The organism is Citrobacter sp. Ce129 (assembly GCF_030334545.1).
In the GTDB taxonomy this organism is placed as follows: Bacteria; Pseudomonadota; Gammaproteobacteria; order Enterobacterales; family Enterobacteriaceae; genus Citrobacter; species Citrobacter europaeus.
Map to the genome: position 1 here is coordinate 347,711 of NZ_JAOWDS010000057.1, position 12,936 is coordinate 360,646.

The window sequence follows — 12,936 nt, forward strand, 5'->3', positions numbered from 1 at the left end:
AGACATAGGTAAACAGAGCAAAGGCTGTGCCAGAATTTGTGTCACGCGGGGGAGTTATGGATGCCGACGGGGCGCAAAGCCCCGCAAGTCTTGGGGTTAGCTATACAGCAGTTCGTAGATATAAAAATATTCCGCGTCCGATAAGCGAATGGCATAGGCCTCTTCGATCGGCAGGAAAGCAGATTTAATGACACTAAACGCACGAATATCCAGATCCGGCTTGTTCTCCAGCGCCATCTGTAACGGTTTGCGGTTAATCACGATACGCTCGACCATACAGCAGCAGTGGATCAGGAAGCGCAGTGTCACCTGACGGCTCGGTTTGAGCGAAAGCGTGGTGGTCAGATGATTCAGCACGCCTTCCATCTCTTTCAGAATACGCTGCGGGTTGAGCACCGAAATATGGTTAATGATGCTCTCCATGGTCAACGCGCTGATAAAGCGCATCGCGCTGCGCTCCATCTCCAGACGGCGTTCGCTGCTGGAGAGATCGGGCGTCAGCAGGCTGAGCACCAGTTCAGGGCCTTGCTCAGAGAACAGCTCCTCGAGCGAGATAAACGGAATATCCGGCAGTCCCGGCTGGAAAGTACCCACGATTCCCGCCAGACGTTCACTGGCGTTAATCGCCTGCTGAACGCGCTCCAGGCTGCGAACTTCGTTGTAATCGAGGATCACCATCCGCGTATCCTGCGACATCAGCTCGCCGAAGCTCTCTTCCAGCACCTTTTTGATTTTTTCTGCTGTTCCCATCCCGGTAATGCAGGAGATAACCAGCACTTTACCGCTGTTTTCCTGCTGCGGCGTACAGAGCTGACAGGGAATATTTTTGCTCTGCATCAACGCCGCCAGCTGCGGCAAGTCGCTGGTTTCGTAGCTTAAATCCAGCCCAATCTCCAGCAGGCTGGTGAGCGTAATATTGGGCATCAGCAGAACATCTATCTGGAATAATTTGCTGATCGTACTGCCAAAATGGACCAGCGAGCCAATATCCACCATCAGGATTAATCGGCGATACTGCCGGGTCTGGATCATCTGCGTCAGGGCTTCCAGCGTGTCATGCACCGACTGCTCGAAAGGCATATCGATAGCGCTGAACACCTCGCGCTCCAGTACGCGATTCACGTACTGCGCTTGACTTGTGGCGGTCGTCGCACCGTGAGCAATCAAAATCACCCCGCAGTCCGGACTGGCGTCAATCCGTTGGCGGTAATGGCGACACTCTTTGAGGAACAGGCACAGCCAGACCACCTCCGTCGCCGGACACTGAATATGCAGCAGTTCATTGATTTTTCGGCATAACAACGTAGCGTTTTCGTATTCATCTTTGCAGCGATCGAGGATCAGGCTGGAAGAATAAAGTTGCGGAATAAGGCCGCGCTGCACATAGCCAATCAGCGCCAGGAAGTGTTTGCGTAACGGGTTAACCAGATTTTCCGGCAGCGTGAAGCCAAGCACCTGCTCAACACAGCCGATCAGCAGCGTGACTCGCTCTTCAATCTGATCGCCATAGCGCGGGGGATGCGCCACGCTGTCGCGGCTATAGAGACCATATTCAAAAATCGAGCTGAGTTTGTTTTTGAGGATTGCCAGCGTTTCGGCTGGCGGTACGTTACTGTTACGCAGATTGATATATTCCCGGGTCAGGAAGCTATAAAAGAGATCGCTCTCTTCAATTTCAGCTCCGGTGGCCAGCGAATTTTTCAGTGCCGGCAGCGTGCGGGCATCGATGCTCAGGTGCTCTTTGCCTTCGAACAGCGCCCCAACCAGCAGACGTTGCTCCGGCGTGGCGTTAAAGGGGATCTCGGTCAGACGTTTATCCAGCTGTAGCGTATCGCTGTGCTCCGTCATTCCCGAAGCCCAGGCCTGGGCGCAGAGAAACTGAATATCGCTCTTGAGCTGACCAATATTGCCTTCCAGCGGCTTGTTCAGCAGCCAGAGCAGCAGGGTACGGTCGATGCTTATCGTACGCTCGATTTTGCGGCTCTCACGCTGTAAGAAGCCAACGATCAGTTCAACCTGCTCTTCCACCGAACGCTGGCGTATGCCAGGGAGATCGATACATACCTGAATACGTCGCTGGAAAGTGCGCAGCAATGCCGAACTTACCGGTTCGGTGGTCGCACATATCAGGCGAACCGAGATTGAACGCGCCACGGCGCTTGAACCCAGCGGCCGGTATTCGCCTTTGTCGAGAATAGAGAACAGCTTTTCCTGGCCTTCATACGGCAGACGATGCACTTCATCGAGCAGGAGATAGCCGCCATCAGCCTGTTCGACCAGACCGGGTTTATTCTCGTTTGCGCCGGTAAACGCCCCCTGTCGATGACCAAACAGGTGTGAAGAGAGCAGCTCCGGGTTATGCGCGTATTCCGCGCAGTTGAAATAGACCAGCGGGGGAGGCGTTCCCGCTGCACGTTCGCAGGCGAAACGGTGCATCAGTTCGGCAAAAAAGGTTTTACCTACGCCGGAGGGACCGGTTAGCAGAACATGCAGCCCGTGGGGATACAGCACCGCCGCGCGGCCTTTTTCCACCGCATCGCGCAGGCTGCGATCGTAACCAATCAGGCCGGAAAAGGGATCGTCTGTCGCCTGGTTTTCCTGAACAGGCAACAGGTCGGCAACGGTTTGCACTTCACGCTCGGACTCATCCAGTTTGCGCCCCAGCAGCGTTTCAATCGCCTGACGATGCAGAAAGAATACCGGGCGACCGCGGCTTTTAATCGCCAGGCCGTCGTTCCAGAGCTGATTGAGATCTTTACTGACCGAGTTGCGCGCCAGCCCGAGGTTGAAGCCGATAGCCTCCGCCGTGAACGCCCTTTCCTGCGCCAGATGGGCAAGATTCAGTCCTCGCGTCAGCCGTTCCAGCTCTCCCAGTATTATCTCAATCCGTCTCATCTCTTTACCGCTTAAGAAATAAATGATTGTTCAGAACATACACTATTCTGCTGCGCAAGAAAGTGAGGCGGCGTCCAGACCTTCCGGTCATCAAAACGTTTTTGACAAATAATGGCGCGCGGAACCGGTTTCCGGGAAGTTATCGAGGGTCATTTGCAGCTGATAGCCGTTTTTCTGATAAAACGGCAGCGCCTGGAAACTCATGGTATCCACCAGCGCATGCAGGCATCCTCTCTCACGCGCCGTCTGTTCTGCGGCCTGCATCAATTTTGTGCCGTAACCGCCTTTACGCAGTGAATCATGCATCCACAGAAAATCAATGCACAGCCATTCGCCTTTGATTTTGCCGATCAACCCGCCCAGAATTTCATTGCGCTCATCGCGCCAGTACACCGCCAGGTCGCCAAAATTGGTGGTTTTCAGAAACTGGCGGTTGTAAGCGCGCAACCCGGCAAGCAGGGCATTTTGATCGTCTTCGGTAATCGTATCCGTAATCTGTATTTGCATCCTATCCTCCTAAAATAACTACAACTTCTGGCTGATTTATTTTTGACATTAACACAGGGTGATGAGTGAGTCGTATGCCGTCTACACTTACTCTTGAGATGATGCGCATAGACAACAAGGATTATTATCATGAAACGAGTCATTTTTCCGATTATTGCCGTCCTTTTCATGCTACCCGTTCTGGCGCAAGCCGACTCGGCATATGGCAGTCTGCAGGCTGTACACGAAAAGAATACCGTTTTGAAGGATTTACGTAAGATTTGCACCCCGCAAGGCTCGCCATCTGATGAGGTATGGGAAAAAACGATTATGGCTGATACGCGTAACCAACAGCACATCCGCGAAGCCATTCTGGCAATTCAAAGAAACAATCAGAACAACTACTGGGAAGCGCTTGGCAAAGTTGAATGCCCGGATTTATAGGCGTGAAGCGAAATAGCCCCACGCCAGAGGGACAGCGTTAACGCTGAGGAATAATTAAGTCGCCACGCAGCACGTACGAACCCAGCACGCTTTGGGTTTTCTCATTGAGCCAACTGACGATCCGCGCCGCCATGGCATCCATAGAATATTCAATCGCCGGGATAGTTGGGATACCCGGCAGATGCAGCGATCCGGCCAGACTAAAGACCATAATGTCTTGCGGAACGGATTTATTAAACGCCTGCAACTGCGGGATAACCCGCTGTGCCTGCTGCTCATCCGCCACCAGCAGCGCGTTGAAATTTAGCGTCGACGCGTTGTTAAGCAGCTCCTGCAAGGCCACTGACGATGACGTGGCGGCCATAAACACCAGGTTACGGTTAAACGGCAGGAAGTTTTTTTCCAGCGCGTGTTTATAGCCCAACAGCACCTGATCGGAGAAGCCCATTCCGTCCGGATGAATTAAAGCAATCTGGCGTCGATTCTGACTTATCAAATAGTTACAGGCAGTTTCGGTGGCAAATTCATGATCGAACTGAATGCTGTTGACGTCATCGCCGGAATCCAGACAATCCACCAGAATGACATTCTCCTGATTGATATTGAGCGGGAAACGCGCGCCGATAATCAGGACGTCGTCGCACAAACCGCAGCTTAATTCATCAAGAGCGCTCATGACTTCCGCTTTGGTATTGGCAAAACGCAGCAGCAGGTGCTTTTGATGCTGGCTTAGATGCTTTTCCAGCGCGTAGAGATAACCCGTGGTCTGATTGATGTTGTCCTGCGCGCATATCACGCCAATACAGCCGGTAGACTGGCTGAGTAGCGACTGCGCAATCACGTTCGGACGATAATTGAGTTCATCCACCGCTTTCAGCACAGCGATGCGGCTGGCCTCTTTTACGCCACGCGAACCGCTCAACACGCGTGACACAGTGGCTTTTGACACGCCAGCCAAACGCGATACATCGTTGATAGTAGACATCATTCTCCCCTGACAGGACCCGCCAGGCCCTTTCCATCCTGAATTTAACATTGGCTCAAATAATCGCCATCCGCAGTATAGCTGTTTCCGTTTTTCATGGAAACCGATTTTCCATTTGGACTCAAAAAGAGATTTCCACAGCCAATTTCGTGAGCTAAATCCAAATAATTAGCCTCATAAGAATAAGATCTTGATGGCTGTCACAATTCCGGTTTCCATGAATGGAAACCGGTTTCCGTATGATATCAAATCAGACTCGCAATAAGTTTTTACATTTAAAGGATGGTTCACCATGTTCAGGATTATGTTGTGTTGTTCGGCAGGGATGTCCACCAGCTTGCTGGTTCGTAAAATGATTGAGGAGGCAGAGTCTCGCGGATTGCCCGTGAAGATTGAGGCCTACGGCGTTTCCGAATTTGACATTCAGTTTCCAAATTACCAGGTGGTACTGCTCGGCCCCCAGGTAAAGTACATGCTTAATACGCTCTCCGAAAAGGCTGCCACCCAGGGTATACCCGTAAAAGCCATAGATATGATGGATTACGGTATGCAACGCGGTGACAAAGTGCTGGATTATGCTCTGTCGCTGATTGAAGCGACACACTAAAAGGGTGTCACTATGAGTTCGTTATATCAGTCAATGGTTGCCGTCATTGAACAATCCATCACCCCGCTCGCCGGCAAGTTAGGGCAGCAGAAGTATGTGATTGCAATTCGTGACGGTTTTACGGCGGCGCTGCCGTTTATGATCATCGGCTCCTTCATGCTGGTGTTTATTTTTCCGCCGTTCTCTGCCGATACCACCAACAGCTTTGCCCGGGGCTGGCTCGATTTCTCGGCAACGTATCGTGAACAGCTGATGCTGCCGTTTAACCTCAGCATGGGTGTTATGACGTTCTTTATCTCCGTGGGCATTGGCGCCAGTCTGGGCCGTCAGTTTAACCTCGATCCGGTGATGTCTGGCCTGCTGGCCTTTATGGCGTTTTTACTGGTTGCTGCGCCGTATGCCGAAGGTAAAATCTCGACGCAGTATCTTTCCGGTCAGGGGATCTTTACCGCGCTCATCACCGCCATATACTCCACCCGCATGTATGCATGGCTGAAGCAGAATAACGTGACAATCCGCCTGCCGAAGGAAGTACCGACCGGCGTCGCGCGTTCTTTCGAGATCCTCATTCCAGTACTGGTGGTGATTGCGACCCTGCATCCGTTGAACCTGTTTATCGAAGCACAAACCGGGATGATCATCCCGCAGGCGATTATGCACCTGCTGGAGCCGCTGGTTTCCGCTTCAGACTCACTGCCCGCTATTCTGCTTTCTGTTCTGCTGTGCCAGATTTTCTGGTTTGCCGGCATCCACGGCTCATTGATCGTAACCGGCATAATGAACCCGTTCTGGATGGCGAATCTGTCCGCTAACCAGGCCGCTCTGGCGGCGGGCGCGGCGCTGCCTCACGTCTATCTGCAAGGTTTTTGGGATCACTACCTGCTGATTGGCGGCGTTGGTTCGACTTTACCGCTGGCATTCCTGCTTCTGCGCAGTCGCGTCGCCCATCTGCGTACTATCGGCAAAATGGGAATTGTGCCTAGTTTCTTTAATATCAATGAGCCTATTCTGTTTGGTGCGCCAATCATCATGAACCCGATGTTGTTCATCCCGTTTGTCTGCGTCCCACTGGTCAACGCCGTGTTGGCCTATAGCGCCACCAAACTCGGCTGGCTGGCACAAGTGGTTTCGCTGACACCGTGGACCACGCCTGCGCCGATCGGTGCTTCCTGGGCCGCGAACTGGGCATTAAGCCCGGTGGTGATGTGCTTTATCTGTATGGCGATGTCAGCGCTGATGTACCTGCCATTCCTGCGTGCTTACGAACGTTCTTTGCTGAAAACCGAAGAGCAAAAAGCCCAGGATGCAGTCTCCGTGGTGAACGCTGCCCGTAGCAACTCATAATGAATCAAGGAGTCAGAACAATGAGATACCGTTTTCCTGAAAACTTCTGGTGGGGCAGTGCCTGCTCAGCGCTGCAAACCGAAGGGGATAGCCTGAACGGCGGCAAAAGCCAGACCACGTGGGACGTGTGGTTCGATCGTCAGCCAGGTCGTTTCCATCAGGGGGTTGGCCCGGCAACTACCTCGACCTTTTATCAGCACTGGAAACAAGACATCGCATTGCTCAAACAGCTGAAACACAACAGCTTCCGTACGTCTCTGAGCTGGTCGCGACTGATCCCGGACGGTACCGGCGAGGTTAATCCTGAAGCTGTCGATTTCTATAACAACATCATCGACGAGCTGCTGGCACAAGGTATTACGCCATTTATCACCCTGTTCCACTTCGATATGCCGATGGTGATGCAGGAGAAAGGCGGCTGGGAAAACCGTGAAGTGGTCGAGGCGTTTGGCCGCTACGCACAGACCTGTTTTACATTGTTCGGCAACCGGGTTAAGCACTGGTTTACCTTTAACGAGCCAATTGTCCCGGTAGAAGGCGGCTATCTGTATGACTTCCATTACCCTAACGTAGTGGATTTCAAACGTGCAGCCACCGTGGCGTATCACACCGTACTGGCGCATTCCACGGCGGTTCGGGCGTATCGTGGCGCAAACCATGACGGTGAAATCGGCGTGGTGCTGAATTTAACGCCTTCCTATCCACGCTCACAAAATCCGGCGGATGTGAAAGCCGCACACTATGCGGATCTGCTGTTTAACCGCAGCTTCCTCGATCCGGTGCTGAAGGGTGAATATCCGGCAGATTTGGTCGAACTGCTGAAAGAGTACGATCAATTACCGGCATGCCAGCCGGGCGACCGCCAGTTAATCGCCGAGGGCAAAATCGATCTGCTCGGCATCAACTACTATCAGCCGCGTCGAGTCAAATGCCGTGATAGCGCCGTCAACCCGGATGCACCGTTTATGCCGGAGTGGCTGTTTGATTATTACGAAATGCCGGGTCGGAAAATGAATCCTTACCGTGGCTGGGAAATTTATGAGCCGGGTATTTACGATATTATTACTAATCTACGTGATAATTATGGTAACCCGCGCTGTTTTATTTCTGAAAACGGTATGGGAGTCGAGAATGAGCAGCGTTTTATTCAGCAAGAGCAAATCAACGACAGCTACCGTATTGAATTTGTTGCTGAGCATCTCAAATGGCTACATAAAGGAATTAGCGAAGGGTGTAATTGTCTTGGCTACCATATGTGGACCTTTATTGATAACTGGTCATGGCTCAACGGCTATAAAAACCGCTACGGCTTTGTCCAGTTAGATTTAGAAACGCAAAAACGTACGGTGAAAAAGAGCGGCGAATGGTTTGCCCACACCGCCGAAAATAACGGATTCGATTAGGAAGAGAACAACATGATTGCATTAGAAGAAGCAGTAATGGAAATCATCGTCAATGCCGGACAGTCCCGCAGTCTGTGCTTCGAAGCGCTGCACGCCGCGCGTGCCGGGAACTTTGACGAAGCGAAAAGCCTGCTTCGTGAGGCTGACGGCTACGCCCGTCAGGCTCATCACATGCAAACCAAATTGATTGAACAGGACGCCGGGGAAGCCCGGCAACCAATGACATTGATTATGGTGCATGCGCAGGACCACTTAATGACGTCGTTATTAGCCCGCGAACTGTCAGAAGAAATTATTCATCTGTATCAGCGTTAATCGTTAATTAAACATTCAACAACGGAGAAAGCATTACGATTAAATAAAACAGTCCTGTACCCGTTATTAAAACAGAAAAATCAACTTGTTTTGGTGATAGCAAATTCAACCGAGACGGGATGGTTATTATCTTAAAATAAATTAATGCACACGCTTATTCAGAATGCTCCGCGCGAACTGAAGGGTAAAGTGTCGATGAGATAACCATGAACATGATAAAAAAACTTCCAGTCACGCTGGCGGTAGTCGCCGCGCTGTGCCCAATTTCTGTCCTCGCACAGGAATTCACACAAGAACAAATCGATGCCATCGTCGCCAAAGCAGTCGATAAAGCGCTGGCGGAGCGTCAGGCGAAAATGGACGCTGCCGTCGCGAAAAAAACCGATGTTATTAACGAGCCGCAAAGCGCGGCGCAATCGCCGGATATGGCGATTCCGTTCGGTGTGAAATTCAGCGGCTATGCACGTTACGGCGCGCATTTCCAGAGCGGCGATCAGAAATACGTTGGCGTCGATGGCTCCTACAACGGTGCTTCCGCCATCGGTCGTTTAGGTAACGAAGGCAACGGCGGCGAGTTCCAGCTATCGAAAGCGTTCAAAAGCGACAACGGCGCAATCTGGGACATTAACGTGATGATCGACCACTGGGGCGACGAAGTTAACCTGAAAAAAGCCTACGCTGGCGTCACCAACGTCCTGGAATCCAATCCCAACGCCTATATCTGGGCAGGCCGTGACTTCCACCAGCGTCCGCAACAGGGTATCAATGACTACTTCTGGATGAACCACGACGGCCAGGGCGCTGGGGTGAAGAACTTCGACATCGGCGGTGTACAGTTTGATGTCGCCACCGTTGCCGCAGTTGAATCTTGCAGCCCGGAAGTGATGGAGGACGAAGCTAACCCATCGCGTATTACCTGTACCGGCGGTTCCGGCACCGGCGATAAAGGCAACTACGCGGTGACGTCAAAAATTCACAATATGAAAGTGGGCCCGCTGGATCTGGAGATCTACGCCAACTACGGTTTTGACTCCAAAGCCGTCGAGAGCGATGACCGCCTGAAAGCCTGGCAGGGTGCCTTCGTGTTGAGCCACACCAACGACAGCGGCGTGAATAAAGTGATTGCCCGTTATTCTGATAACTCTGACAACAGCGTCTATAACAAAACCGACGACCTGACCACGGTTTACGCCAGCTTCGAGGGAAGCCATAAGTTTACCCGCCAGGCGCAGGTGGAATACCTGTTAGCGTTCCATGATTACGACAACAGCGCCGATAAGAGCGATAACCGTAAGAACTACGGCGCGATTGTGCGTCCAATGTACTTCTGGAACGACGTTCACTCCACCTGGCTGGAAGCGGGCTATCAGCGGGTTGATTATGACAACGGCGGGGATAACCACGGCTGGAAGCTGACGCTGTCGCAGAATATGTCGATCGCTATGGGGCCGGAGTTCCGCCCGATGCTGCGCTTCTACGTCACTGGCGGCAAGGTGGATAACGATCGCACCGCGCGGGTGAACGGCACGTCAGACGAAACGTTGGACGACTTTAACCTTGGCGCCATGTGGGAAGCATGGTTCTGATTAGTGAGCCGTGAAGTGCCGGATGCGGCGAGAACGCCTTATCCGGCCTACGATGACAGCGCCATCCGGCGAACAACACAGGAGTTTATTGCATACCCTTTATGCGAACTTTCGCTGCCACCAGAAGCGCCGTCAGCAGCATCAGGCTGCCGGAGAGCATCAGGGGCGACAGCAGTCCGAGGTTATCGAGCGCATAGCCTCCCACTGCTGCCCCGCAGGTATTGGCAAGCTGGATCACGGCGACCTGGACGGATCCGGCTTTTTCTGCCTGATCGGCAAGCGAGCGGGTGATCCACGTCGACCAACCGACCGGTACCAACGCAAACGCCAGTCCCCAGATAATCGCAATGCCTGCCGCCACAACTTTGTCGCTGCCCCACAGAATCAGGACCAGCGCGCTGAGCGCCAGCACCAGCGGCGCACCGGCTAAGGCCAGTTTTACCGAGCGCTTCAGAATTACCGAGGAGAGCGACGTCCCGACAAAGCTGGCGATACCAAAACTCAGCAGCACCAGCGTCAGGCCATCAACGCCAAAGCCCGCCAGATTCATATAGATCGGACGAATATAGGTAAAGAAGGCGAACTGCCCGGCAAAGGACATGAAGATGGCAATCATCCCGGCCATCACGCCCGGGCGCTGCAGCAGACTGAACATGTTTTGTTTCTGATGCGAAGGTTCGCCCGGCAGCGAAGGCAGCGCTCTCACCACCCATATGGTACACAACACCCCCATTACCGCCGCCGCGTTAAACACGTTGCGCCAGCCGATAATGCCGCCCAAAAAGCTCCCCAACGGCGCGGCAATCACCAGCGCGATTGAGACTGCGCCAAAAATCACCGACAGCGCTTTCGGTACCGTACGTGCGGGAACCAGACGCATGGTCAGCGACGCCGACATCGCCCAGAAACCGCCAAGTGCCAGACCGAGGCAGGCACGGCCAACGAGCAACAGCGAAAAAGAGTTGGCAAAGGAAACCAGCAGGCAGGAGAGCGTCAGCAGCACCGAAAACAGGATCACCACGTAGCGACGATCGGTCGCCTGAATAATTTGCGTCACAAACAGGCTGGCGAACATGGCGACAAACGCCGTCACGGTCACTGATTGTCCGGCAACGCCTTCAGAAATCCCCAGATCCTGCGCCATCGGCGTTAACAGGCTAACGGGCAAAAATTCAACGGTTATCAGGCAGGCAACGCAGAACGCCACGGCAAATACCGCCGACCAGTTCGGGCGGACATTTGCCTCAGCGCGGGATTTTTGTTCAACAGCTTCACTCATTTTGTTACCTGCGTGGGGTTATTGTAGAAAAGTTACGCAGTGTAACATTAAATTTGTGACGTATTTAACGTTTTGACAACTATTCCCCGGATGCCGGCTGCGCCTTATCCGGCTTACGATTGAACCTGTTTGTAAGCCTGATAAGCGTAGCGCCATCAGGCATCACTATCAGTGCAGCCAGTGCACGCCATCTTCGGGCTGGAAAAAGGCGTTATAGCGCATCTGAAACGCATTAAGCTCCTGCATATCCGGCTCCATCTCGCGCAGAAATCCGAGCGCCAGACGCACCTGCGCGTCGGTAATCGGTGCAGCCAGCCGGGCTTTTTGCAGCCAACGGTGCCACTGCAGCAGATTCTGCTCACTGCCGTCGACAATCACGATTTGCCAGATCAACAGCACCTGGGCGGCATTTTGCAGATGTGATTCATCCGGGCGGTGCAGGTACTGTAAAAAAGCCTCACCCTGTACTTTTCCCATCTGATCGATCATCGATTCTACCGGCACGACATCAATATTTAGTCGCTCGCTCAGACGACGAATTGCCCGCCGCGACCCGGACGTCAGTACCCGAAAACCCACCACAAAAACAACCACCAACGTGGCCAGCATTATCCAAATCATTAATGACGATACCCGCCTGCTTAAACTAATTTTTCCGAGAGTGACTGGCAGGCTTCGCGCACCCACTGTGAATATTGTGGAATACAATCTTTAGGCATTTGTAATTCAACGCCGCTGATACTTATTGCCGCAATTACTTCTTTATTACGATTAAATACCGGTGCAGCAATGCAATAGATGCCAGGGGAGTCCTCGGCGTTATCAAATACCCAACCCTGCTCGCGGATTTTGGCAAACTCTTTCATCAACGCTTTTTTGCTGGTAATGGTGGTATCTGTATACTGCGGCAATTCCTCATTCGGTAACAGTTCATCTATTTTATCCTGCGGCAGCCAGGCACAAAGCGCTTTCCCCACACCGGAGCTGTGCATCGGTAACTTTTTACCGACCCAGGTACGAATACTAATAGCCTGAGTGTTTTCCAGCTTCATGAGATAAATTGGGGCAACTTCATCCAGTATGCCCAGATGGCAGGTCAGGTCCGTTTGCTCACGCAGTTTTTCCAAAACTGGAAGCGCTGCATTACGGATATCAAACTGTTCCAGCGAACGATTCCCCCATTCATACAGCTTTAGTCCCAAAAAGAAACGCCCCTTTTCCAGGCGCAAAAGATGATGCTCAACCAGGGCATTTAGCAACGAGGATGTGCTGCTTTTGGGTAATCCCAGATCCTGCTGAATCTGGCTGAACGTCGCCCCAGGGGAATTGAAAAGGTAATTACAGATTTTTACTGTCTTATCCAATGCGGGAACAGAGGTCGTAATGTCTTGGTTCATGCGCTATTAATCTTTTTTTATTCATAGACTCTGCACAGTATACCGCAATCACTTTTCTCAGGAATGCGGCTTTTTTGCACATCAGCAAATGAGCTCCATTCCCTAAATGTCAATTCCCCAAACTCGATCCATCTCACAATTGTTCGTTTTTTCCGCAAAAAGCATTGACGAACGATTTGGATATTTGCTGTACTA

Annotated in this window: 12 protein-coding genes; 6 read left to right on the forward strand and 6 right to left on the reverse strand. The window is 52.3% G+C overall.

Going from position 1 to position 12,936, the window contains the following annotated elements; translation table 11 throughout:
• Positions 1-96 precede the first annotated feature (96 nt).
• Together dagR and OGV77_RS08495 are read right to left on the reverse strand one after the other, a co-directional pair.
• Positions 97-2,895 (reverse strand): transcriptional regulator DagR, encoded by a 2,799-nt coding sequence (gene dagR / locus OGV77_RS08490; RefSeq protein WP_087050736.1) that lies wholly within the window; start codon positions 2,893-2,895, stop codon positions 97-99.
• Between the two features lie 90 nt (positions 2,896-2,985).
• A complete protein-coding gene (locus tag OGV77_RS08495; protein ID WP_043018773.1) occupies positions 2,986-3,402 on the reverse strand; it encodes a GNAT family N-acetyltransferase in 417 nt (138 codons plus the stop codon).
• Between the two features lie 129 nt (positions 3,403-3,531).
• Between OGV77_RS08495 and OGV77_RS08500 the strand changes: the two genes are divergently transcribed.
• Entirely contained in the window at positions 3,532-3,825 is a 294-nt protein-coding gene (locus tag OGV77_RS08500; protein ID WP_043018774.1) for a YicS family protein, read from the forward strand.
• Between the two features lie 37 nt (positions 3,826-3,862).
• On the opposite strand, the gene OGV77_RS08505 is transcribed toward OGV77_RS08500, so the two are convergent.
• On the reverse strand, positions 3,863-4,810 hold the full coding sequence (locus tag OGV77_RS08505) for a LacI family DNA-binding transcriptional regulator (RefSeq protein ID WP_080625940.1): 948 nt from the start codon (positions 4,808-4,810) through the stop codon (positions 3,863-3,865).
• A gap of 292 nt (positions 4,811-5,102) precedes the next feature.
• On the opposite strand from OGV77_RS08505, the gene OGV77_RS08510 reads away from it, so the two are divergent.
• From OGV77_RS08510 to OGV77_RS08530, 5 genes are all read left to right on the forward strand, one after another.
• Positions 5,103-5,417 carry a PTS sugar transporter subunit IIB gene (locus OGV77_RS08510; RefSeq protein ID WP_043018776.1) on the forward strand — a complete coding sequence of 105 codons (315 nt, stop codon included), beginning with the start codon at positions 5,103-5,105 and terminating at the stop codon, positions 5,415-5,417.
• 12 nt (positions 5,418-5,429) lie between these two features.
• Positions 5,430-6,761: a PTS sugar transporter subunit IIC gene (locus OGV77_RS08515; RefSeq protein ID WP_043018777.1), complete on the forward strand. Its 1,332-nt coding sequence runs from the start codon at positions 5,430-5,432 to the stop codon at positions 6,759-6,761.
• A gap of 20 nt (positions 6,762-6,781) precedes the next feature.
• Positions 6,782-8,164 carry a 6-phospho-beta-glucosidase GmuD gene (gene gmuD, locus OGV77_RS08520; protein ID WP_043018778.1) on the forward strand — a complete coding sequence of 461 codons (1,383 nt, stop codon included), beginning with the start codon at positions 6,782-6,784 and terminating at the stop codon, positions 8,162-8,164.
• Between the two features lie 12 nt (positions 8,165-8,176).
• Complete coding sequence (locus OGV77_RS08525) at positions 8,177-8,479, forward strand: PTS lactose/cellobiose transporter subunit IIA (protein ID WP_012908063.1); 303 nt, start codon at positions 8,177-8,179, stop codon at positions 8,477-8,479.
• Positions 8,480-8,685: 206 nt separating this feature from the next.
• Positions 8,686-10,065 carry a carbohydrate porin gene (locus OGV77_RS08530; protein ID WP_043018779.1) on the forward strand — a complete coding sequence of 460 codons (1,380 nt, stop codon included), beginning with the start codon at positions 8,686-8,688 and terminating at the stop codon, positions 10,063-10,065.
• 85 nt (positions 10,066-10,150) lie between these two features.
• On the opposite strand, the gene nepI is transcribed toward OGV77_RS08530, so the two are convergent.
• From nepI to OGV77_RS08545, 3 genes are all read right to left on the reverse strand, one after another.
• Complete coding sequence (gene nepI, locus OGV77_RS08535; protein WP_080625938.1) at positions 10,151-11,344, reverse strand: purine ribonucleoside efflux pump NepI; 1,194 nt, start codon at positions 11,342-11,344, stop codon at positions 10,151-10,153.
• Between the two features lie 168 nt (positions 11,345-11,512).
• The gene (locus tag OGV77_RS08540; protein WP_003827141.1) at positions 11,513-11,965 is read right to left on the reverse strand and encodes a DUF1198 family protein; all 453 of its coding nucleotides are present in this window, start codon (positions 11,963-11,965) and stop codon (positions 11,513-11,515) included.
• A 20-nt stretch (positions 11,966-11,985) separates the two neighbouring features.
• The gene (locus OGV77_RS08545; RefSeq protein WP_043018781.1) at positions 11,986-12,741 is read right to left on the reverse strand and encodes an IclR family transcriptional regulator; all 756 of its coding nucleotides are present in this window, start codon (positions 12,739-12,741) and stop codon (positions 11,986-11,988) included.
• Positions 12,742-12,936 lie beyond the last annotated feature (195 nt).